The organism is Cupriavidus sp. YAF13, from assembly GCF_052113425.1.
In the GTDB taxonomy this organism is placed as follows: domain Bacteria; phylum Pseudomonadota; class Gammaproteobacteria; order Burkholderiales; family Burkholderiaceae; genus Cupriavidus.
The window spans coordinates 34,213-57,012 of record NZ_JBFRDD010000052.1 but is presented as its reverse complement, the minus strand read 5'-3'; the positions used below and the strand labels follow the sequence as shown (position 1 = coordinate 57,012).

General features: G+C 66.3%; 21 protein-coding genes. 13 read left to right on the top strand and 8 right to left on the bottom strand.

Annotated features, from left to right (window positions below):
• Positions 1–945 precede the first annotated feature (945 nt).
• A complete protein-coding gene (locus tag AB4061_RS31805; protein ID WP_441640190.1) occupies positions 946–1,809 on the bottom strand; it encodes an AraC family transcriptional regulator in 864 nt (287 codons plus the stop codon).
• 108 nt (positions 1,810–1,917) lie between these two features.
• Between AB4061_RS31805 and AB4061_RS31800 the strand changes: the two genes are divergently transcribed.
• The gene (locus AB4061_RS31800; protein ID WP_441640189.1) at positions 1,918–3,174 is read left to right on the top strand and encodes an MFS transporter; all 1,257 of its coding nucleotides are present in this window, start codon (positions 1,918–1,920) and stop codon (positions 3,172–3,174) included.
• Positions 3,175–3,291: 117 nt separating this feature from the next.
• Here AB4061_RS31800 and AB4061_RS31795 read toward each other — a convergent pair whose 3' ends face one another.
• The gene (locus AB4061_RS31795) at positions 3,292–4,611 is read right to left on the bottom strand and encodes a M20/M25/M40 family metallo-hydrolase (RefSeq protein WP_441640188.1); all 1,320 of its coding nucleotides are present in this window, start codon (positions 4,609–4,611) and stop codon (positions 3,292–3,294) included.
• A 125-nt stretch (positions 4,612–4,736) separates the two neighbouring features.
• The gene (locus AB4061_RS31790; protein WP_441640187.1) at positions 4,737–5,321 is read right to left on the bottom strand and encodes a MarR family winged helix-turn-helix transcriptional regulator; all 585 of its coding nucleotides are present in this window, start codon (positions 5,319–5,321) and stop codon (positions 4,737–4,739) included.
• A 121-nt stretch (positions 5,322–5,442) separates the two neighbouring features.
• Here AB4061_RS31790 and AB4061_RS31785 point away from each other — a divergent pair, with 121 nt between their 5' ends.
• The 3 genes from AB4061_RS31785 (at position 5,443) to AB4061_RS31775 (ending at position 7,912) form a co-directional block, all read left to right on the top strand.
• Complete coding sequence (locus AB4061_RS31785) at positions 5,443–6,444, top strand: EamA family transporter (RefSeq protein WP_441640186.1); 1,002 nt, start codon at positions 5,443–5,445, stop codon at positions 6,442–6,444.
• 49 nt (positions 6,445–6,493) lie between these two features.
• Entirely contained in the window at positions 6,494–6,784 is a 291-nt protein-coding gene (locus tag AB4061_RS31780) for a hypothetical protein (protein WP_441640193.1), read from the top strand.
• A gap of 126 nt (positions 6,785–6,910) precedes the next feature.
• Positions 6,911–7,912: a Bug family tripartite tricarboxylate transporter substrate binding protein gene (locus AB4061_RS31775; RefSeq protein ID WP_441640185.1), complete on the top strand. Its 1,002-nt coding sequence runs from the start codon at positions 6,911–6,913 to the stop codon at positions 7,910–7,912.
• A 42-nt stretch (positions 7,913–7,954) separates the two neighbouring features.
• Here AB4061_RS31775 and AB4061_RS31770 read toward each other — a convergent pair whose 3' ends face one another.
• Positions 7,955–8,647, bottom strand: coding sequence for a response regulator transcription factor (locus AB4061_RS31770; RefSeq protein ID WP_441640184.1), 693 nt, complete (start codon positions 8,645–8,647; stop codon positions 7,955–7,957).
• Between the two features lie 232 nt (positions 8,648–8,879).
• Here AB4061_RS31770 and AB4061_RS31765 point away from each other — a divergent pair, with 232 nt between their 5' ends.
• Positions 8,880–9,578, top strand: coding sequence for a response regulator transcription factor (locus AB4061_RS31765; RefSeq protein WP_441640183.1), 699 nt, complete (start codon positions 8,880–8,882; stop codon positions 9,576–9,578).
• Positions 9,575–10,465, top strand: a complete 891-nt coding sequence (locus AB4061_RS31760; RefSeq protein WP_441640182.1) for a hypothetical protein — start codon at positions 9,575–9,577, stop codon at positions 10,463–10,465. The genes AB4061_RS31765 and AB4061_RS31760 overlap by 4 nt, the downstream gene beginning before the upstream one ends.
• 92 nt (positions 10,466–10,557) lie before the next feature.
• On the opposite strand, the gene AB4061_RS31755 is transcribed toward AB4061_RS31760, so the two are convergent.
• The 4 genes from AB4061_RS31755 to minC form a co-directional block, all read right to left on the bottom strand.
• Positions 10,558–11,658, bottom strand: coding sequence for a porin (locus AB4061_RS31755; protein WP_441640181.1), 1,101 nt, complete (start codon positions 11,656–11,658; stop codon positions 10,558–10,560).
• A gap of 351 nt (positions 11,659–12,009) precedes the next feature.
• A complete protein-coding gene (gene minE, locus AB4061_RS31750) occupies positions 12,010–12,264 on the bottom strand; it encodes a cell division topological specificity factor MinE (RefSeq protein ID WP_006164360.1) in 255 nt (84 codons plus the stop codon).
• A gap of 15 nt (positions 12,265–12,279) precedes the next feature.
• Positions 12,280–13,095, bottom strand: a complete 816-nt coding sequence (gene minD / locus AB4061_RS31745; protein WP_043342744.1) for a septum site-determining protein MinD — start codon at positions 13,093–13,095, stop codon at positions 12,280–12,282.
• A 62-nt stretch (positions 13,096–13,157) separates the two neighbouring features.
• Positions 13,158–13,973 carry a septum site-determining protein MinC gene (minC, locus tag AB4061_RS31740; protein ID WP_441640180.1) on the bottom strand — a complete coding sequence of 272 codons (816 nt, stop codon included), beginning with the start codon at positions 13,971–13,973 and terminating at the stop codon, positions 13,158–13,160.
• Positions 13,974–14,117: 144 nt separating this feature from the next.
• Between minC and AB4061_RS31735 the strand changes: the two genes are divergently transcribed.
• From AB4061_RS31735 to kdpC, 7 genes are all read left to right on the top strand, one after another.
• Complete coding sequence (locus tag AB4061_RS31735; RefSeq protein WP_441640179.1) at positions 14,118–15,089, top strand: magnesium and cobalt transport protein CorA; 972 nt, start codon at positions 14,118–14,120, stop codon at positions 15,087–15,089.
• 284 nt (positions 15,090–15,373) lie between these two features.
• Positions 15,374–17,461 carry a hypothetical protein gene (locus AB4061_RS31730; protein WP_441640178.1) on the top strand — a complete coding sequence of 696 codons (2,088 nt, stop codon included), beginning with the start codon at positions 15,374–15,376 and terminating at the stop codon, positions 17,459–17,461.
• Positions 17,462–17,762: 301 nt separating this feature from the next.
• A complete protein-coding gene (locus AB4061_RS31725; protein WP_441640177.1) occupies positions 17,763–17,930 on the top strand; it encodes a hypothetical protein in 168 nt (55 codons plus the stop codon).
• Positions 17,930–18,019 (top strand): K(+)-transporting ATPase subunit F, encoded by a 90-nt coding sequence (gene kdpF, locus AB4061_RS31720; RefSeq protein WP_006164365.1) that lies wholly within the window; start codon positions 17,930–17,932, stop codon positions 18,017–18,019. The genes AB4061_RS31725 and kdpF overlap by 1 nt, the downstream gene beginning before the upstream one ends.
• Entirely contained in the window at positions 18,019–19,839 is a 1,821-nt protein-coding gene (gene kdpA, locus AB4061_RS31715; protein WP_441640176.1) for a potassium-transporting ATPase subunit KdpA, read from the top strand. Before kdpF ends, kdpA begins: the two co-directional genes overlap by 1 nt.
• A gap of 11 nt (positions 19,840–19,850) precedes the next feature.
• Positions 19,851–22,070, top strand: coding sequence for a potassium-transporting ATPase subunit KdpB (gene kdpB, locus AB4061_RS31710; protein ID WP_441640175.1), 2,220 nt, complete (start codon positions 19,851–19,853; stop codon positions 22,068–22,070).
• A 57-nt stretch (positions 22,071–22,127) separates the two neighbouring features.
• Positions 22,128–22,745, top strand: a complete 618-nt coding sequence (kdpC, locus tag AB4061_RS31705) for a potassium-transporting ATPase subunit KdpC (protein WP_441640174.1) — start codon at positions 22,128–22,130, stop codon at positions 22,743–22,745.
• Positions 22,746–22,800: the final 55 nt, after the last annotated feature.

The window sequence follows — 22,800 nt, the reverse complement described above, 5'->3', positions numbered from 1 at the left end:
GTCATGGGACCCTTAACGAAATGGGCGATCAGGTCTTCGGGAATGGCCGGCAGTTCACGGTCTGCGGCTTGGCTGGTCTTCGTCTTGCGTGGCATACATGCTCCTTGGCGACATGTTATGCCCTAAACACAAAATTTCTGACAGGCCCCTATCTGGGCCTCGGTGGTTGCGTCGTACGGCCCCGAGTGTTGGCTGGCGTGTCCAACCGGCCCGAAGGGCATCGCTACTACATGACCCAATGGTCACGTGGTGGTGCCCCTCATCGCTTTGCTCGGTGAGCGTTCGGGCATCTGCCGTTCGCGGTGCGCGGCGCCGCGATCCTGCCTGCCTTGGTGGTTTCGTGGTTTTGTCTCTGACGGTGGCCGCCCMGCCATTTGATGCCCTGCCGTACCGGCGCGAGCGGCASCTTGCTACCAACTCCCCTGGYTTCGTGGTGGGCACCGTGGCCCGGTTCGCGGGGCCGYGCTCGCACCWCACMGCGCTYGYCCTCCGAGACAAAACCACGAAACCAGCCACACCCGAAACGGCGCAGCCCCTCGCGCCGCGAACGGCAGATGTGGGAACGGTCACCGCATGCGAGGCCAGGGGCTGCACCACGTAACCATTGGGTCATGCAGWWGCRATGTCCTYTGGGTCGGTAGGATTCGCCAGCCAACACTCCGGGCCGTACGACGCAACCACCGAGGCCCAGATAGCCTTATTGCTCTGCCCCCGGCAGGGCGGCTTTCTTTTCGTTAGTTTTCTTTGCCGGTCAAAGAAAAGTGACCGGCAGCCCCCGCAGGGGGATGTCGTATGGCCCTTGGGTCCAAAAACCAACACCGAAAAAATCAAAGCCCAACCACAAAACAAGAGCCAACGGTTCTGCCCTTGGGTCCAAAAACCATCATCGATCCCAAAAGCCAAAAGCGCCCAACGCCTAAAAAGCCCCAGCCCGCCCCCCAAAAATCACCGAAAAAACCCACTCGGCGGCACCCCAAACTGCCTCCTAAACATAGTAGAAAACGCACTAGGACTCTCATATCCCAGATCCAACGCCACATCCACCACCTTAGCCCCGGCGGCCAGCCCCTCCAACGCCGACAGCAACCGAGCCTGCTGCCGCCACTGCCCAAACGTCATCCCGGTCTCCCGAGCAAAGCGCCGCTGAATGGTCTTGGGATCCACTCCCAGCCGCTCCCCCCATTGCGCCAAAGTCAGCGCTGTATCGGGCGCCCCCACAATCGCATCGCAGATCTCCCGCAATCCGGCATCGGCAGGACGCGGCAAGTGCAACGGCAAGGTCGGCACCAGCATGACTTCATCCAGCAATAACCGCATCAGCCGCCCGTCCCGGGACTCCTCCGCGTAGGGCGAAGGGATATCGATCGCGGCGAGGATCAGTTCGCGCAGCAGTGGCGTGATGCCCAGCACGGTGCAGCGGGTGGGCAGGTTGTCGGCGGCGTCCGGCCGGATGTAGGCGGTGCGCATGCGCACGTGCCCGACCATGCGGATCCAGTGCACCATGCCCCCAGGCATCCACATGCCGCGCGTCGGGGGCACGATCCATTGCCCTTCGGCGGTGGCGACCACCATCACGCCATGCACCGCGTGCACCAGTTGCGCATTGGGATGCTGGTGCGGCTTGGTAACGTGGCCGGGCACATAGTCGGCGGCCATGGCCGTGACCGGCATGGCGCTGCGGTCGTACTGCAGGTAGGCGGGCGACTTGGAGTAGCTGTCGGCGCGGTGGATGGCGGGCGGGGAGGAGCGTGTTGTGGGCGCGGTGTTTTCGGCGCTTCGCTGTGCGATCGGGCTGGGGAGGCGGGGCATGTCCTTTTCTCCAAGGTTCTGGCCCTATTCTCGCAGGACAGGCGGGATCGTGCCATTTAGGATGAGCGCCAGGATTCCCCCATTGCCTTTTCAGCCCCCGTTTCCATCATGAGCAGCCGTATCGAAACCGCGCCCGGCGGCGCGAATGCCTCGCCACAAGGCTTGGCCCAGACTCCCACGACCGCGCAGGCCACCGAGCGGACCGGCTTCCGGGTGCTGGGGGCGATCAGTTTTTCGCACTTCCTCAACGACATGATCCAGTCGCTGATCCTGGCCATCTATCCGATGCTCAAGGGCGGCTTCAACCTCAGCTTTACCCAGATCGGGCTGCTGACCCTGACGTACCAGATCACCGCTTCGCTGCTGCAGCCGGTGGTGGGCCTGTACACCGACAAGCATCCCAAGCCGCAGTCGCTGTCGATCGGCATGGGGTTCACGTTGTGCGGCTTGCTCATGCTGTCGGTGGCGCCTACCTATGGCGTGCTGCTGGTGGCCGCCGCGCTGGTGGGCACCGGATCGTCGATCTTCCATCCGGAGTCGTCGCGCGTGGCGCGCATGGCGTCGGGCGGGCAGCACGGGCTGGCGCAGTCGATCTTCCAGGTTGGCGGCAACGCGGGCAGCGCGACCGGGCCGTTGCTGGCGGCGTGGATCGTGCATCAGCAGAGCAGCGTGGCGTGGTTCTCGCTGGCGGCGCTGCTGGCGATTGCCGTGCTGTGGCAGATCGGCGGCTGGTATGGCCGTGAACTGGCGCACACCACGCGCAAGCGCAAGGCTGTCGCTGCCGCCGCGCCGCTGCCGCGCAGCACCGTGGTGCGGGCCATGGTGGTGCTGATGGCGCTGGTGTTCTCCAAGTATTTCTACATGGCGAGCTTGAACACGTATTACACCTTCTACCTGATGGAGCGCTTTGGCCTGTCGCGGGAGAGCTCACAGCTCTACCTGTTCGTGTTCCTGTTCGCGGTGGCGGCCGGCACCATCCTGGGTGGCCCGATCGGCGACCGCATCGGCCGCAAGCGCGTGATCTGGGCGTCGATCCTGGGCGTGGCGCCGTTCACGCTGATGCTGCCGCATGCCAACCTGTTCTGGACTGGCGTGCTGTCGTTCATCATCGGCTTTATCCTGGCCTCGGCGTTCTCGGCCATCCTGGTGTTCGCGCAGGAGCTGATTCCGGGCAAGGTGGGCATGGTGTCGGGCTTGTTCTTCGGCTTTGCGTTCGGCATGGGCGGCATCGGCGCCGCGGTGCTGGGCAAGCTGGCCGATGCGCACGGCATCCAATCGGTCTACCAGCTGTGCGCGTTCTTGCCGTTGCTGGGGCTGCTGGCTATTTTCCTGCCGGACCTGGGCGGGCGAAAAAAGCTGCCCTGAGCCTGCGCGCAGCGGCTCGCGACGATATCGGTGTTCAATGCCATGCACCGTCGCGGTGCTCACGCGCACATTGCAGCAACCCCACGCGGTGCCTGGCGTACCTGCGGGGCTGCCCTATCAGCGCCCGGTCTTGTCCTGCGACACGTCCATGATCATGCGTGTGAGCAGGTACAGGCGCGGCGTGACCGAGTTGAGGTCGACGTATTCCGCGTCGTTGGAGTGCGCGCCAAAGCCGCGCAGGCCGAAGCGCTCGATCACGGGCGCCTTGGTGGCGGCCGCGGCGAAGGCCGCATCGGTGCCGCCGCCTTCGGCTGTGTCGTACACGGCCAGCTTCTCGCCGATCTCCGCATACACGCCTTGCGCATGCGCGGCCAGCTTGCGCGCGGCGTCGGTGACTTCCAGCGGCGGCCGGCGACGTTCGAATTTGACCTCGACTTTGGTATCGGGAATCAGTTGCTTCTTCACGCGCTCTTGCAGCGTGCGCTCCAGGTTGTCGTAGTCGGCGGTGCGCAGCACGCGCACGTCGGCCTGGGCCGTGGCGGTGGCCGGGATCACGTTGCGGTTGGTGCCGGCCGAGGAGATCGTCCAGTTCACCTTGAGTCCGGTCTCGTGGTTGGACAGGTCGCGCATCTGCAGGATCTGGTGCGATAGTTCATACAGCGCGTTGCGGCCGTTCTCGGGCGAGCTGCCGGCGTGCGAGGCCTTGCCATGCACGGTCAGCGAGATGGCGCCGATGCCGCTGGTGGCTAGCGACAGGCGGTCGCCGGTCACGCGCGTGGCTTCGCAGGAGAACACCGCGTCTTGCTGGCTGCCCATCTTGGTCAGCATGGCGCGCGCGCCCGGCGAGCTGATTTCCTCATCGCCGTTGATCAGCACGGTCAGCGTGCCGTAGTCCTTGAAGCCCATCTTCTGCAGGATGGCCACCGTATGCAGGATCACCGCCACGCCGTTCTTGTCGTCGGCGATGCCCAGGCCGTAGGCGCGCTCGCCGTCGATGCGGAACGGCTGCTGCGCCAGCATGCCGCGCAGGTAGACCGTATCCATATGGCCGATCAGCATGATGTTGCGCTTGCCCGTGCCCTTGAACTGCGCCATCACCATCTTGCCCACTTGCTTGGGCGTGTCTTCCATGCGGTAGACCTCGGTGGGCTCGATCAGCTGCGCGTCGCCGCCCATCGCGGCCAGGCGGTCGCGGATCAGCGTGGCGATGCGGTCCAGCCCTTCGATGTCCTTGCTGCCGGACTCGATCGAGACCAGGTCCTTGAGGGTGGCGATCAGCGCCGGCTTTTCTTGCTGAGACAGCTGGTAGGCGGGCTCCACCGGCGCCGCTTGCGCGGCAGCGGCGCAGAGCAGGGCGACGAGCGCGGCCGCCGCCTTCAAGGACGCACGGCGGCGGTGGGCAAGCGCGCTGGCGCGCGGGCTAAGGTTCAAGCGCATGTGGGGGGCTCCGTGATGCAGTGAGGAAAAAGGCAGTGGGGGGGAAACAGATAAAAGGCAGGACGGATCGCAGGGTTCGTGCCAGGCGTGGCGCGTGCGTTGCTGCGATGCGCCTGTCTGCCGCGTCATTCGCCGGCGGCCTCGAAGCCCTGCAGCCAGCGCCGCAACAGGCTTGCCAGCTGCTTGCGCTCGGCGGCCGAGAGCCGCTCCAGCAAGCGATGCTCATTGGCCACGTGCACTTCCAGCGCGTGGTCGATGCGCACGCGGCCCGGCTGGGTCAGCTCGATCAGCAGCCCGCGCCGGTCATCCGGGTTGGGGCTGCGGCGCACCAGCCCGGCGCGCTCCAGATGGTCGATCCGGTTGGTCATGGTGCCCGAGGTGATCATCAGCGAATCGATCAGCGCGCCCGGCGACAGCGCATAAGGCGGGCCGGAGCGGCGCAGCGTGGCCAGCACGTCGAACTCCCAGGTATTCAGGCCGGTCGGCGCCAGCGCGGACTCCACCGCGCGATCGGTGTGGCGCGCCAGGCGCCAGACCCGGCCGATGATGCCCATCGGCGCGGCGTCCAGGTCCGGGCGTTCGCGCGCCCACTGGGCCAGGATATGGTCGACGCGATCGCCCCCGTCCCCGCCTTCGTGTGCCTCGTCGTTGCCGGCTTTCGGGGAGGGCGCCGTCGCGCTGCTTGCCTTGGGTTTGCCGCGGGTGGCCATGGTGGGCTGCTGTTGATCCTGGTTGACGAGAATCTTGACATCAAGGCTTTCAGTTCGTAAAGTGGATTTTTATATCTTGATATCAAGAATATTGGCTTGAAGAAAATGGAGCCATGACGACATGAAGCCCGATCCCCAGCCCGCCTCGCCAACGCTGCTCGCAGCGCGCCCATCCTCGCCGTCTTCCACGCCTGCCCCGCAGGTTCAGGTACGCACGGCGGATGTCCTGCTGACCGCTTCGGCACCCCTGATCTGGGGCAGCACCTACCTGGTCACCAGCCAGTGGCTGCCGCCGGGACAGCCGCTGCTGTCCGGCGTGATCCGCGCGCTGCCGGCCGGCCTGGCGATGCTGGCGTGGGGCCGGCAACTGCCGCGTGGCGGTTGGTGGTGGAAGGCGGCGGTGCTGGGCGTGCTCAATATTGGCCTGTTCCAGGCCATGCTGTTTATCGCCGCCTACCGGCTGCCAGGCGGCGTCGCGGCCACCGTGGGCGCAATCCAGCCGTTGCTGGTGGTGCTGCTGGCGTGGCTGCTGCTGGGCGCGCGGCCGCATCTGGCTACGTGGCTGGCCGGGCTGGGCGGCATCGGTGGCGTGGCCTTGCTGGTGCTGGGGCCCGCCGCGCGGCTGGACGCCGTGGGCGTGGCGGCCGCGGCGGCCGGCGCGGTGTCCATGGCGCTGGGCACGGTGCTCGCCAAACGCTGGCGAGCGCCAGTCTCGCCGCTGGTGCTCACCGCGTGGCAGCTCACCGCGGGCGCCTTGTTCCTGCTGCCCTTCGCGCTGGCCTTCGAGACGCTGCCGGCGCGGCTGACGCTGCCCAACGTGCTTGGCTACCTGTGGCTGTGCGTGGCCGGTGCCGGCGTGAGCTATGCGTTCTGGTTCCGTGGCATCGGCCGCTTGCCGACCGCGGCGGTGTCCGCGCTGGGCTTGCTCAGCCCCGTTAGCGCAACCGTGCTGGGCTTCCTGGTGCTCGGCCAGATCCTGAGCCCGGCGCAGATGGCCGGCGCACTGCTGGTGCTGGCCAGCGTGTGGCTCGGGCAGCGCGCGCCGAAGGCGGCGCAGGCCGCTGCCGGAGGCTCTGGGGCATCAGGTAAGGCGCATCCGCCGTTGGCGCCGCGGCAAGGGTGAACGCAAGGGTGAACGACCAGGGTGAATGGCGCGCCGTTTTTGCGGCATCATGGCGGGCATGACGTCCGCCGTACCTTCCCCCACCCCCACCCGGCCCGCTTGCGATCACTGTCTGGCGCTAGCGGCGGATTCCCGCCGGCGCGAGCCACATGAGCGGCTTGTGCTCAAGCACACCGCGCCGCTGGTCAGCCAGAGCGCTGCTGGCGTGCCGTTCAGCATGCTCACGTTCACGTGCCGCGAGTGCGGCACCGTATGGCGGCTCTATGACCGCGCCAACGAGCTCTTTGTCTCGTGGGTGCCGGACCGTGCGCTGGGCCGCGGCGCCGATCGGATAAAATAGCGCCTGTTTCCTGCCTGCGTGCTGTCGGTCCAGCGCCCGGTTCCGGGCCGCCCGGCGGCGCCAGCACGGCCAGTTTCGTTGTTCCGTTGTTCCGTCTTCCAACCGTTGTCCTCGTCGTCCCCCGCCATGTCCGCTTCCCACCGAATTCCCCTGCTGGCTGCTGCTTCCGTGTTTGCGGCCCTGACGTGCCCGCTCGCCAGCGCTGCTGACGCCGCTGGCACGGCTGGTGCGTATCCCGCGCGCCCGATCCGGCTGATCGTGGCCTATCCCACCGGCGGCATCAGCGATACCGTGGCGCGCGCGCTCGGCGAGCGCCTGTCGGCCCAGATGGGCGCCTCGGTGGTGGTGGAAAACAAGGCGGGCGCGGGTGGCAGCATCGGCATCGACGCCGTGGCCAAGGCCGCGCCGGACGGCTACACGCTGGGCTTTGCCTCGACCAGCCCGCTCACGCTCAACCCGCACGTAGGCCGCGTCAACTACGATCCGCAGCGCGACATCGCGCCGGTCATGAGCGTGATGTACTCGCCGGTGCTGGTGATCGCCACGTCGAGCTTCGGCGGCAAGTCGTTCCAGGATCTGCTGGCGCAAGCCAAGGCCAAGCCCGGTTCGGTACGCTGGGCCACGTCGGGCCTGGGCACGGTGGGCCATGTCATGCTGGAACAGGTCAAGTCGAAGGCCAAGGCCGACCTGACCCTGATCCCTTACAAGGGCGCGGGCCAGCAGATGAACGACGCCCTCGGCGGCCAGTTCGAGGTGATGAGCACCAACGCCAGCCCCATGCTGACCCAGCACATGCAAGCCGGCCGGCTGCGCGCGCTGGCGGTGGGCGCACCCAAGCGCATCGAGTCGCTGCCCAATGTGCCGACCTTTGCCGAGCTGGGCTACCCTAAGGCCAACCTCACTTCCACCTTCGGCATCTTCGCGCCCGCGCACACGCCCGTGGCCATCATCACCAGGCTGAATGCCGAACTGAACAAGGCCCTGCAAGAGCCCGAGGTGCGCGAGCGCCTGCTCAAGGGCGGCGAAGTCCCCACCGGCGGTACCGCCGCGCAATTCGCCAAGGCCATCCATGCGGAATACGACGACAACGCCCGCATCGTGAAGGAAGCGGGCATCAAGGCGGACTGACGGGGCAGGGCGGGCGACAGCACGGGTGATCGAGCAGCCGCATCACGGCTGCTCGATCAGGTCCAGCCGGCAGCCGGTGGCATACACCGACGACAGGCGCACGCCGTTGCGCGGCTCCAGCGCCAGCTTGGTGCGCACGCGCGACAGGTGGCTGTCCACCGTGCGCGATGCCGGCGGCATGCTGCGGCGCCAGACCGATTCCTCGATGGTCTGGCGCAGCAACAACTGGCCGGCATGGCGAAACAGCAAGACCGCCAGCTCGTACTCCTTGGGCGCTAGCTTGACCAGGCGGCCGTTGACGAAAGCGCGCCGCTCGGCCAGCACAAAGCGGTACGCACCCAGCTCGAGGTCGCCGCAGGCCTGCGCTACCGGCGCCATGCGCCGCAGCAGCGCGTCGACGCGCGCGGCCAGCTCGGCGTGGCGCACCGGCGGCGGCAGGAAGGCATCCGCGCCATGGGCGAAGCACCGGGCGATATGGTCGTCGTCGTTGTGCTGGCTCAGCAGCATCACCGGCAGCGCATCGCCTAGGGTACGGCGTATCCACAGCAAGACGTCGCGCGCCGGGATGCCGGGAACCTCCCAGGCCATCAGCAGCAGCGCGTATGGCTCGTTGCGCAGCGCCTGCATCAGCGCGCCCCCTTCGCGAAAGCGCACCGCCTCATGGCCGCTGAGCCTGAGCGTCTGCTCCAGCAGGACGGCTCGCGCCGGGTTGTCCTCCAGTACTGCGACTCGCATGAACTCTCTCCTCGTGCGCGGCATTGCCAGGGCATCTTAGCGTCGCGGCCTGCGTGGCGGATCGTTAATCGAGGCTGCCGCCGCAGATTGCGAAATTTCTCATACGAAAGATTTCTCTCGCGGCTTCTAATGACGGATAGCCCCGCATCGTCGGGTCACTCCCTGGCGCCGGCGGCGCCAATTACCGCGAGACCGGCAGGCGTCCAAGCCTTTCCGGCCAAATTGCATGGGTATGAAGATCGCATCACTGGAAGATGAACCCGCAGAGGCGGCCCTGATCCGGCAGATTCTCGGCGAGGCCGGGCATGCCTGCACCACCTTCACGCGCAGCCGCGACCTGCTGCGGCAACTGCGCGAGGAAAACTTCGACCTGCTGCTGCTCGACTGGCAGATGCCGGATCTTTCCGGCAAGGAGGTGCTGACCTGGGTGCGCGCCAACCTGGACCGGCGCGTGCCCGCGATGTTCCTGACCTGCCGCGTGGAAGAAGAAGACATCGTCGATGGCTTCGCCACCGGCGCCGACGACTACATGCTCAAGCCGGTGCGCCGCGGCGAACTGCTGGCGCGCATCCATTCGCTGCTGCGCCGCGCCTATCCGGACCCGGGCAGCGGCGGCGCGCAGGTGGCGCTGGCCGACTATGTCATCGACTGCGCCGCGCGCACGGTGGCGCATCGCGCCCAGCCGCTCAGGCTGACGCCCAAGGAGTTCGACCTGGCCGTGCTGCTGTTTCGCAACGAAGGCCGCATCGTGTCGCGCGACCATATCGTGGCGGCGGTCTGGGGGCGCGAGATCTCGCCGCTGTCGCGCACCATCGATACGCATATGTCGCGTGTGCGCAGCAAGCTTGCCCTGCACCCGGAACACGGGCTGCGCCTGCTGCCGGTCTACACGCATGGCTACCGTCTCGAACTCACCAGCACGGCGCCATGACGGCGTGGCTGCGTTGTGAAATCCTGCGCTGGGTGGCCGGCCTGCGCGCGGCCGCGCGGCACCTGGAGCGTCTCGCTCACAGGATGGGGGCAGGCACGGAGGAGGGCGCGCGCGACAAGCCCGTTGGCATGGCCGCCATCCGCGCCATGCTGCCTGCCGGCGGCGCCATCGATGCGGCGGCCTGCGACAGCGCGGCGCTGGCATCCTGGCAAACCGCCATGCGGGCGTTGTCGCACGATTTGCGCTCGCCGCAGAGTGCCATCCTGGCGCTGGTGCAATTGCACCAGGACGTGCCGTCCGCACGCGCGCACGCGGCATTTGTGGCGCAGACGGCGGGCTATGCGCAGGTGTCGCTGCGGCTCACCGACGACATCGCGCGGCTGTTGCGCGAGCTCGCCCACGGTTACCGCATGGAGATACTGGACCTGACAGCGCTGCTGCGCGAGTCCGCCGACACGCTCTGCCTGCATGCCGCGCCCGCGCCCGAACTCGAGCTGGCTGGCCACAAGGCCTGGATACGGGGCGATACCGCCATGCTGCCCGAAGCCCTGCGCGTGCTGATGGCGCTGGCCATGATGTCCGCCGCCGGGGGCAAGCCGCCGCGGGTGTGCCAGCGGCTCGACGGCCGCCTCTGCCGGATTTCGATCGCCTTCGTGCCTGATGCCGATGCCGATGCCGATGTTGATGCGTGGCAGGACGCGCGTGCCGGGACGCCGGCGATGCAGTTTTGCCGCCGCGTGCTGTTGCGCCATGGCGGCGCGCTCGATGCGGATCGCGCCGCGGATGCCAAAGCCAGGACTGAAGACGGAACTGAAGACGGAACTGAAGACGGAACTGAAGCCGATGGCAGGGTCACCTGGCATCTGCACCTGCCCATGTCGCTCTGAAAAATGCTCTGAACAACAAAAAAGCACCCGAAGGTGCTTTCTTGCAATCAGGCGTTACCCCGCGCGAGCGCGGGGCATGCCGACAAGGGCAATCAGAAAATGTGGCGAATACCGAGTGCCGCACCAGTCTGGTTGTTCTTGCCCGGCAGTTCGGTCTTCGTGCCACCGGTCACCTTGTTGTAGTCCACGGTGCCGTAGACCTGGGTACGCTTGGACAGCGAGTACTCAGCCAGCAGCACGCCGGTGTAACGGTTGCCTTGGTTGTTAGAAACGCCGTTCGCGTTCTTGACGTGATCGCCGTAGAACACGCCAGTCAGAGCCAGTGCCGGGGTTGCCTGGTAGGTCACGCCCAGGTAACCGATGGTGTCCTTGCGCGGGTTCGACGTGAAGTTGCCCGCCGGTACTGCGTTGGCGGTGCCAGCGGCCAGCGCGTCACCATTCAGGCTGGCATCAACGTTACCGGTGCGGTCCTTGCCACCCACGTAACCCAGGAAGATCTTGGCCGGGCCGATGCTGTACTTACCGGCCGCGCCCCACATTTGCTGCTTGTTGCCGTTGGCGTCGCGGACCTCTTGGTACACGCCACCAAAGCCGAACGGGCCAACGGTGTACGCAGCGCGGGTGCCCCAGTATTGCGACGAGGTGATGGAACCAGCCTTCTCGCCAAAGCCGTAGCTGGCGCCTACGTCCAGGCCGCCGAACTTGCCGCCGTAGCTGACTACGTTGTCATTACGGAAGTTCGTCAGGAAGAACGGCCAGGCGTTCGCGGTGTAGTTGCCGATGGTCAGCGGATCGTAGTCGCCGAAGAAGTTAAAGCCTTCGGTGTACTGGCGGCCCAGCTTGATGGTGCCGAAGTCGCCGGCCAGGCCCACATAAGCCTGACGGCCGAAGAGACGGCCGCCCGGATTGGCTGCGCTAGCTTGGTTGGCCCTGCCGGTATCCGGATCGAAGCCGTTTTCCAGCTGGAAGATTGCCTTCAGGTTGTTGCCCAAGGCTTCGCTGCCCTTGATGCCCCAGCGGCTGTTGGTGATGGCGCCGTTGGTCAGCTGATACAGGCTATCGTTGTTGCCATTCGAGTTATTGCTGTAGCGAATGCTCTGATCAACGATACCGTACAGGGTCACGGACGTTTGTGCGTAGGCGCTGCCGGCCAGCAGCGTACCAAGTGCGAGGGTCAGGGCTGATTTCTTCATGTGGCTCCTTTTCTATTCTGTAGTGTCAGCGGTCGGATCGCGATGGCTGACGAGTTTACGTTTCGTGTAAACGCCCGCGAAAATTTAACAAAACAGAAAAGATTTAGACACTAATGCACGCCGTTGGCCGCCTCTAAGCTGGCAATTGGTGCAAAAACGTTGCGACGCCGCGACAAATTTACACAATGGTGCATCGCGAGATGAATCCAGCGTGACTCGCGCACCCCACGGTGTGGGGGATGGTGCCGGCAGCGCGAGCGCGCTCCGGCCACCGAGGCAGGCTAGGCGGGCGTTTCACGGTGAAGCGCCGCCGCTTGAGTGCGGGCCGGAGCGTGCTGGCCCGGCTCAGGGTTATCCCTGTGGGATCTCGATCTTGACCTCGAGCACCTCGAGATTGTCCTGGCGTTCCAGGCTCACGCGCAGATCCTGGTCGCTGATCTTTACGTATTTGGAAATCACCGCGACCAGCTCGCGCTGCAAGGCAGGAAGGTAATCGGCCGGCGCGGAATGGCCGGTGCGTTCATGGGCGAGGATGATCTGCAGCCGCTCCTTGGCAACCGAGGCGGACTTCTTCTTCTCGCCGAGCAGGAAGGACAGAATCGACATGATGGTAGACCCCCCTTACTTATTGCCGAAGATGCGCGAAAGCAGCCCCGGCTTCTGGTAGTCGGTGAAACGCATCGGCTTGTCCTTGCCGAGGAAGCGGTCCACCAGGTCGCCATAGGCGTCGGCCACGTCGGAGCCTTCCAGGTGGATGGCCGGCGTGCCCTGGTTGGACGCATGCAGCACGGCTTCGGATTCCGGCACCACGCCGATCAGCTTGATGCGCAGGATTTCCTGGATGTCGGTGAGCGACAGCATTTCGCCGCCGTGCACGCGCTTCGGGTTGTAGCGCGTGATCAGCAGGTGTTCCTTGATCGGGTCGCCGCCTTCGGCCGCGCGCTTGGTCTTGGACGACAGGATGCCCAGGATGCGGTCCGAGTCGCGCACCGAGGACACCTCGGGGTTGGTCACGACCAGGGCCTCGTCGGCGAAGTACATGGCCAGCAGGGCGCCGGACTCGATGCCCGCGGGCGAGTCGCAGACGATGTACTCGAAGCCCATGTCGACCAGGCCATTGATGACCTTCTCCACGCCTTCCTTGGTGAGCGCGTCTTTATCGCGCGTTTGCGAGGCCGGCAGGATGAACAGGTTTTCGCACTTCTTGTCCTTGATCAGCGCCTGGTTCAGGTTGGCTTCGCCCTGTACCACGTTGACCAGGTCGTACACCACGCGGCGCTCGCAACCCATGATCAGGTCGAGGTTGCGCAGGCCGACGTCGAAGTCGATCACGGCAGTCTTATGGCCACGCAGGGCCAGGCCGGCGGAAAAGCTGGCGCTGGTGGTGGTCTTGCCTACGCCTCCCTTGCCGGAGGTCACAACGATGATTTTTGCCATGGCTCTTGGATCCAGTAATGGTTGAAGCTTGCGCTGCTGTGGTTTGGGCTCTGCGGCGGGTGTTACTTCATCCGGAGCGGTTCGAGAATCAGTTTCTCCCCCGACAGCCGCACCTGGGCCGATTTGCCCAGCACATCGGCGGGCAGCGGCAGTTCGGCGGTGCGGTAGATGCCGGCGATGGAGAGCAGTTCGGGTTCCAGGCAGGTGCAGAAGATGCGCGCCTGCGCGTAGCCCTTGACCCCCGCCAGCGCGCGGCCGCGCAGCGGGGCATAAATATGGATGTTGCCTTCGGCGATGACCTCGGCGCCGTAGCTGACCAGGTCGAGGATCACCACGTCGCCGGCGGCGTAGATCTGCTGGCCGGAGCGCAGCGGCTTGTCGATCAGCATGGTGGGCACGCTGCGCGACGCGGCTTCGGCAATGGCGGCCGCGGCGGCGGCTTCCACTTCGGCGGCCGCAGCCTTTGCCTCGGCCTGGGCCGCAGCCTGGGCGTCGGCCAGGGCTTCGGCCGGGGAGGGGCCTGCCGGCTCGGCCGGCGGGGTTTCGTCCCGGCCGCCGCGCCGGCTCTGGCTGTCGAGCAGCGGCAGGCCAAACGACTCGGCCCAGCCCCGCTGCGCCTCGCGGGCCACCACGCCGATAGCGCGGGCCTTGAGCAGGGCCAGGGTCTCGATCACCGTGTCCAGGGCTACCTGGTCGTCGCCTTCCAGCCGGCGCAGGTCCAGGGCCACCACATCATTGGAGAAGAAATCGGGAGTCGATTCGAAGCGGGACAGGAGATCGTCACGCAGCGCCGCGATGTCGGTGGTCTTGAGAGCGAGGAGGAGGGCGTCGACATTGCCACTGCGCAGCTCGAAGCGTGGCGATTTCTTCTGGGACATAGTCGGTGACCGTGGAAATGGGACATTCTAACTTCGTCTGGGTGCAGAACTGTAACAAATGCCGGATGACCCGAGGCCAGTGCCGGATGCGGCGCGTTGACGGCGCCCTTGTTACGATTGCGCCATCTGAACAATGGAGCAGCCATGGGCGCGATCGTCAATAGTGTGGCCTACCGCAGCGGCAAGCGCGTGGGTGATGTCGCCCTGGACCAGATCAGCGAGGCAATCTCGGTCCCGGGCACCTTTGTCTGGCTGGGCTTGCACGAACCGGACCTGCCGCTGCTGCGCAAGGTGCAGCAGGAGTTTGGCCTGCACGACCTGGCGGTGGAGGATGCCCTTGATGCCCACCAGCGCCCCAAGCTGGAGACCTACGGCGACTCCATCTTCATCGTGCTGAACACCGCACAACTGGTGGACGAGGAAGTGGTGGTGGGCGAGACCCACCTGTTCGTCGGCCCCAACTATGTGGTGTCGGTCCGTCACGGCGTGAGCAGCAGCTACGCGCCGGTGCGCGAGCGCTGCGAGAGCGACGCGCGCGCGCTGGCCAACGGCCCGGGCTACGTGCTCTACGCGCTGATGGATTTCGTGGTGGACCACTACATGCCCATCGTCACCCGGCTCGAGGACGGCTTCGAGCAGCTCGAGCAAGGCATCTTCCGCGACGAGTTCGACCGCGCCGCGATCGAGCACCTGTACCACATCAAGCGCCAGGTGCTGCGCCTGCGCAATGCGGTCTACCCGATCGAGGAGATCTGCGGACAACTGATCCGGTTGCACGAGGACCTGGTCCCCAAGGAGCTGCGCGCGTACTTCCGCGACATCGAGGACCATGCCAGCCGCCTGGTGCGCAGCCTGGACGTGGTGCGCGAGATGCTGACCACCGCGGTGCAGGTGAACCTGGCGCTGGTCACGGTGGGCCAGAACGAAGTGGTCAAGCGCCTGGCCGGCTGGGGCGCCATCCTGGCGATTCCCACCGTGGTGTTCAGCTTGTACGGCATGAACTTCAACTTCATGCCGGAGCTGAAATTCCACTATGCGTATCCGACCGTGATCGGGGTGACCGCGTTGGCCTGCGGCGGGCTCTGGCGCAAGCTGCATAAGTCCGGCTGGATCTGACCTGCGCGGCGCCGCAACCCGGTTGCCACGCCTGCCGCCCCCACGAAGCCCCCGTTAATCCCCACCGATCCTCCCTGCGCAGTCCGGGGCGGGGCGCCATGCCATGTTTATGGGATTCCCACCTGCTGGCCGGCTGCTTAGTCTTGCCCGTGCCGGGGGCCGCAAGACCGCTGCCATCGGCCGGCTAACGAATTACAGGGTCCTGCCGTAAATCATGTTGCCGGCACGGCGCTGGCAAAAAAAGCAGAAGAAACACCGGAATCCATTCTCAGGGGGGAAATCCAATGAAGCTCCAACTTCAGACATTCGGGGTCGCGCTGAGCGGCGCGGCACTGCTGGCGCTGGCCGCCTGCGGTGGCGGCGGCAGCGATAGCACAAGCAGCGGCTCCACCGGCGACAAGCCGGTCCTGGCCGCGGCCGCAGTGACCGGCACGGCCGCCACCGGCGCGGCGCTGGCCAATGCCAATGTGGCCATTACCGACAGCGCGGGCGCGTCCCCCTGCCAGGAAGCCGCGATCACCACCAGCGCGCTGGGCACCTACACCTGTACCCTGAAGACGGGCGAGGTGGCGCCGTTCTTCGTGGTCGTCACCGACCCCACGGGCAACACCGCGCCGCTGGTCAGCGTGAGCACCGTCACGCCGGCTGCCGGCGCCAAGCTCACCATCAACGCCACGCCGCTGACCACGGCCATCGTGGCGCAACTCGCTGCCGACGGCAATCCGCTGACGTTCGTCAGTGGCAAGACGGTGGACACCGCTGCCTTGCAAAAGGTCACCGCCAATGTGGTCGCGCAGCTCGCCAGCGTGCTCGCCGCCATCGGCGCGCCCGCCAGCTACGATCCGTTCTCGACCGCCATCACCGCCGCCACGTCCGCCGGCGTGGGCAATACCGCCGACCAGGTGCTCGATATCGTCAAGGTGGTCACGGATCCGGCCACCGGCAAGCTGGCGCTGGCCACCGTCGACAACCCGACGCCCGTGGCTATCGCCACCGCCACCAGCACGGGCGGCACGCTCAAAGCGCCGCCCGCCGGCGTCGCGGCCCTGCCGCAGGCAGCGCAAGCGGTCGCCAAGGGGCTCTCAGCCTGCTTCGCACTGCCCGTCGCGCAGCGCGTGACGTCCTCCAATGCCAGCCTGAGCGCGTCGCAAGGCGGCCCGGAGGTCAATGGGGTGGCGTCCGCATGCCAGAACATCGCTGCCGACGTCAGCAATGCGGCCGGTGTCGATTTCCTGCACAACGGCTACTACTTCGGGCAATTGCTCTACGGCATCCTGACCAGCGATACCATGACGGGCGCGCAGTTCAGCGTGCCGGAAATCATGGCGTTCTATCCCGCCGCATCGACGGCCTCGGGGCGTGACGAAGCCATCTTCAACATCCGGTACCTTGACGCCAGCGGCAACCCCGGCAACATCATCACCACGGCCCGCGATATCGGGGGCGGCGCGTCCAGCGCGCATCCGTCGACCTGGTGGCTGGTCGGCAACCAGCAGCCGGTCGACGTCACGCTCAAGCTCCAGATCCGGCGCGTCGAGCAGATGAACCCGGGCTTCAACAAGAGCAACAACAACTACAGCCACTTCCAGAGCGGCATCCAGTTCCTGATCAACGCCAAGGGCCCGGGCAGCGTCGTCAACAACGCCCCCCTGAGCTATGCGCGCGTGACCGGGCCCGGCTTGCCGAGCAATGGCATCGTCTATATCGCGCCGGTCCCGGCCGAGGTGGGCCAGACTTACATGGACGTGAGCAACAAGACCGGCACGGTGCCCGTCACCGCCCAGTGCGGCAACGAGTTCAGTCCGCCCTCGCCGTCGTACAACTGCCCGAACTTCTGGTTCTCGCGGACCGCGGGCCTCAGCGGTAGCGCGGCCAGCACCCTGGCGGGCAATCCTGTCAGCCTGGTGTGGGCGCAGGCGGCGGACAACGCCGATGCCTCCAAGGTGGTCAAGGGCGCGAAGTACCGCATCGAGCTGTTCCATGGCACCAACACCACGCCGACCTACAGCTACAACAAGACCCTGTTGAGCGACCTTGTGCCGGCCACCCAAGGGGTGAACCTGCCGTGGAACACGCTGGGCAGCAAGTCGCTGGCCGCGCTGGACCCGTCCAACGCCAGCCTGGCCGGTGCGCAGACGTCGCTGACGGCGGACTGGGTGCAGAACGTCTCCGCCCAGCAGATCGGCAGCGTTGCCGCCACGGTCGACAACAACGGCACCTGGAGTACATCCACGCCGGCGCCCAGGGGCGCGACCTCGATCGTGGTCAACGCGGCGGTGCCGGCCTTCACGGCCACCACCAACCGCGGGCTGCTGTTCGGGTACCGCATGTTGGACAACAGCAACAAGTCGGCGGTCTTTACTTACAACTGACCCTATCACTGGCCATATCACTGATCGTACTAATGACCACATAACCGATGCAACGGATCAGGCGCTCCTGACGCGGCCGGCGCCACAGCCGGCTTCGGCGACCTGCATAGCCCCGCAAGGCCAACAGCCTGCGGGGCTTTTTTTTTAAAAGCTGGCGCCGATGCCTGGCGGCCGCCACGCGCTTTCGCACCGTTTTTACGCGATTTTTATATCTTCTTTACACCCCCGCCTTCCCTCTCTACCCCGTTTTTACCGCTCGATCCCTAATCTGCCATCTGTGAATCACTCACGGTGTGTTGCCATGGACGGGATCTATTTCATTGGTTTGTTGCTGTTTGGTGCGCTGACTGGCGCACTGCTGCTCTTGTGCGCCGCGCTTGCAGGCAAACCGCTGGGCGCGGCCGAGGGGCCAGGCGGAGAAGCCGCCGACGCGCGCCGCAAGGACAGCGCCACCGACAGGAGGCTGTGATGGACTGGGCTGACCTGCTGGGCGGCGTGCTCGCCGTTGCTGTCTTTATCTACCTCCTGATCGCCCTGTTCCGGCCGGAGAAATTCTGATGTCCACCGAATTCCTGGGACTACTGGTCCTCTACCTAGCCATCCTGCTGGCGCTCGCGCCCTTCGTGGGGCGTTATATCCGCCGCGCGATGGAAGACGACCGCTACCTCGCCACGGCCTGGGGCCGCCCGCTTGAGCGCGTTTTGTACCGCGTGGCGGGCGTGCGCGCCAATGCCGAGATGGGCTGGAAGCAATATGCCATCGCGGTCATCGCCTTCAACATGCTGGGCGTGGTGGTGGTTTATGCGCTGCAGCGCATGCAGGCCTGGCTGCCGCTTAACCCGCAAGGCTTCGGCGCGGTGTCGCCGGACTCGGCCTTCAACACCGCCGTGAGCTTCGTCGCCAATACCAACTGGCAGGGCTATGCGGGCGAATCCACCATGAGCTATCTCACGCAGATGCTAGCGCTCACGGTGCAGAACTTCTTCTCGGCGGCCACCGGCATCGCCGTGGTGTTCGCGCTGATCCGCGGTTTTGCGCGCCAGAGCGCGGCCACCATCGGCAACTTCTGGGTCGACATGACGCGCTGCACGCTCTACGTGCTGGTGCCGATCTCCGCCGCGATCGCGCTGGCGCTGGTCAGCCAGGGCGTGATCCAGAACTTCGACAGCTACAAGGAAGTCAGCCTGGTCACGCCGGTCGAGTACAGCCAGCCCAAGGTGGACGCAGCCGGCCAGCCCGTGCTCGACGCCAAGGGCGCGCCGGTGATGGAGGCCATGAAGACCGACAAGCAGACGCTGGCAATGGGCCCGGTGGCTTCGCAGGAAGCCATCAAGATGCTTGGCACCAACGGCGGCGGCTTCTTCAACGCCAACTCGGCGCATCCGTTCGAGAACCCGACCGAGCTTGCCAACCTGATCGAGATGCTGGCCATCTTCCTGATCCCGGCGGCGCTGTGCTTCACCTTCGGCGAGATGGTCAAGGACCGCCGCCAGGGCGTGGCGATCCTGGCGTCGATGGCGGTGATCTTCATCGTGATGGCATGCGTCGCGGCGGCCTCCGAGCAGCAGGCCAACGCCGCGCTGGCGGGTTTGCCGATCGACCATGCGGCCAGCGCGCTGCAGGCCGGCGGCAATATGGAAGGCAAGGAAACGCGCTTCGGCATCGCCGCCACCGCGCTGTTCGCCACCATCACCACGGCGGCGTCGTGCGGCGCGGTCAATGCCATGCACGATTCCTTCACCGCCATCGGCGGGCTGGTGCCGATGCTGCTGATGCAGCTTGGCGAAGTGGTGTTCGGCGGCGTGGGCTCGGGCCTGTACGGCATGCTCGTGTACGCGGTGCTCGCCGTGTTCATCGCGGGCCTGATGATCGGCCGCACGCCGGAGTACCTGGGCAAGAAGATCGAGACCTTTGAGATGAAGATGACCGCGGTGGCGATCCTCGTCACGCCGCTGCTGGTGCTCCTGGGCACGGCGGTGGCGGTGATGGTGGAGCCGGGCCGCGCCGGTGTGTTCAACCCTGGCACGCACGGCTTTTCGGAAATCCTCTATGCGTTCTCGTCGGCTGCCAACAACAACGGCAGCGCCTTCGGCGGCTTGTCCGCCAACACGCCCTTCTACAACGTGGCGCTGGCGGCAGCGATGTGGTTCGGCCGCTTCTGGATCATCGTGCCGATCCTGGCCATGGCGGGCTCGCTGGCGGCCAAGCGCAGGCTGCCGGTGACGGGGGGCACCATGCCCACGCACGGCCCGCTGTTCGTGGTGCTGCTGGTTGGCTCGGTGCTGATGGTGGGCGCGCTCACCTATATCCCGGCGCTGGCGCTGGGCCCGGTGGCGGAGCAGCTGCAGGCGCCGGCGGTCTCGGCGGCTAGCAAGTAATGGAGAAACGCATGCAACAAGAATCCATGGTGACGCGCAGCAAGAACGCCGGCGTGGCACCGGCAAACACTACCCCGGCCACCAGCGTGGTCACGCCGGTCCTGGCCACGCCAAAGAGCGGCGGCCATCATCGCCCGCGCGGCGGCATGTTCGCCCCCGAGCTCGTCAAGCCGGCCCTGCTCGATTCGGTGAAGAAGCTCTCGCCGCGCGACCAGTTGCGCAACCCGGTGATGTTCGTGGTCTATGCGGGCAGCATCCTGACCACGATCGTGTTCTTCCGCGCGCTGTTCTCGCCCGCCACGGCGGGTGGCGAGAGCGCCGGGTTTATCCTGGCCGTGTCGGTGTGGCTGTGGTTCACCGTGCTGTTCGCGAATTTTGCCGAAGCGCTGGCCGAGGGCCGCAGCAAGCAGCAAGCCGAAGCGCTGCGCGGACTCAAGACCACCGTCACCGCCAAGCTGGTCAAGGAAGGCCGGCGCGACTACCGCGCCGCCGGCGCCACCGAGGCGCGCGGCGCTGCCGCGCTGCGCCGCGGCGACGTGGTGCTGGTCGAGGCGGGCGACATGGTGCCCGGCGACGGGGACGTGATCGAAGGCGTGGCCTCGGTGGACGAGAGCGCCATCACCGGCGAATCGGCTCCCGTGATCCGCGAATCCGGTGGCGACTTCTCTTCGGTCACCGGCGGCACGCGCGTGCTGTCCGACTGGATCGTGGTGCGCATCACCACCAATCCGGGCGAGAGCTTCATCGACCGCATGATCACCATGGTGGAAGGCGCCAAGCGCCAGAAGACGCCGAACGAACTGGCGCTGACCATCCTGCTGGTGGGCCTGACCATCGTGCTGCTGCTGGCCACCGCCACGCTGCAGCCGTTCTCGGTGTACAGCGTGTTCGTCGCCAAGGCCGGCATGCCCGTCACCATCACCGTGCTGATCGCGCTGCTGGTGTGCCTGATCCCGACCACCATCGGCGGCTTGCTGTCGGCCATCGGCGTGGCCGGCATGAGCCGCATGATGGAAGCCAACGTGATCGCCACCTCGGGCCGCGCGGTGGAGGCCGCCGGCGACGTGGACGTGCTGCTGCTCGACAAGACCGGCACCATCACGCACGGCAACCGCCAGGCTTCACGCTTTATCGCCGCGCCCGGCGTGTCGGCGCAGCAACTGGCCGAAGCCGCCTGGCTGTCGTCGCTGGCCGATGAAACGCCGGAAGGCCGCAGCATCGTCACGCTGGCGCGCCAGCAGGCCGGTGCCGCCACGCCCGATATCAGCGCGCTGCGCCCGATCTTCGTGCCGTTCACCGCGCAGACCCGCATGAGCGGCGTGGACGCCGGCGGGCGCAGCGTGCGCAAGGGCGCCGCCGATGCCGTGCGCAAGTACGTGACCGAGCGCGCCGGCAAGTTCCCCGATGCCGTGATGCAGGCTGTGGACGACGTGGCCCGCGCCGGCAGCACGCCGCTGGTGGTGGCGGAGTCCAGCACCGATGGCGAGCACGTACGCGTGCTTGGCGTGGTGGAGCTCAAGGACATCGTCAAGGCCGGCATTCGCGAGCGCTTTGGCGAGCTGCGCAAGATGGGCATCAAGACGGTGATGATCACCGGCGACAACCGCCTCACCGCCGCGTCGATCGCAGCGGAAGCCGGCGTCGATGACTTCCTTGCCGAAGCCACCCCCGAAGCCAAGCTCAAGCTGATCCGCGACTACCAGGCCGAAGGCCGCCTGGTGGCGATGACCGGCGACGGCACCAACGACGCACCGGCGCTGGCGCAGGCCGACGTGGCGGTGGCGATGAACAGCGGCACGCAGGCGGCGAAGGAAGCCGGCAACATGGTCGACCTCGACAGCAATCCGACCAAGCTGATCGAGATCGTCGAGATCGGCAAGCAGATGCTGATGACGCGCGGCTCGCTCACCACCTTCAGCGTGGCCAATGATGTGGCGAAGTACTTCGCCATCATCCCGGCAGCGTTCGCCACCACGTACCCGCAGCTCAACCAGCTCAACGTGATGGGCTTGTCGACGCCGGCCTCGGCCATCTTGTCGGCGGTGATCTTCAACGCGCTGATCATCGTGGTGCTGATCCCGCTGGCGCTGCGCGGCGTGGTGTACCGGCCGCTCGGCGCGGCCATCTTGCTGAGGCGCAACCTGCTGGTGTACGGCCTCGGCGGCATCCTGGTGCCCTTTGCCGGCATCAAGGTGATCGACATGATCCTGACCCTGTTCGGCTGGGTCTGAGCGCAGCATCGCACGCATTGCACGCATCGAACGCGCTGAACATAAACGGAGCCATCCATGAATACGCAAGTCCAACCCGCCCAGCCCGCCACGCCCATCCAGGGTGGCCTGCTGCGCCCCATGCTGACGATCTTCGTCGTGCTGTCGGCCGTCACCGGCCTGCTGTACCCCGGCGTGATCACCGGCATCTCGCGCGCCGTGTTCCCGCATGAAGCGGCCGGCTCGCTGATCGTCAAGGATGGCCGTGTCGTCGGCTCGGAACTGATCGGCCAGCCGTTCTCGGATCCCAAGTACTTCTGGGGCCGCTTGTCGGCCACCGCGCCCATGCCGTACAACGCGGCGGCTTCCGGCGGCTCCAATCTCGGCCCGAGCAACCCGGCCCTGACCGATGCCGCGCGCGCCCGTATCGACGCGCTGCACGAGGCGGACCCCGGCAACAAGGCACCCGTGCCGGTGGATCTGGTCACGGCTTCCGGCAGTGGCCTCGATCCGCAGATCAGCCCGGCTGCGGCGCAGTACCAGGCGGCACGCGTGGCCCGGCTGCGTGGCTTGCCGCTGGAGCGCGTAGAGGCGCTGGTGGCGGCCAACACAGAAAAGCCGCTGCTCGCGGTGATGGGGGATCCGGTGGTGAATGTGCTCCAGTTGAACCTGGCGCTGGATGGCGGGAAGCGGTGAAGGGGCTCTCACTCTACCGCGCAGCGCAGCAGGGAGATGCGGCCTTCGCTACGGC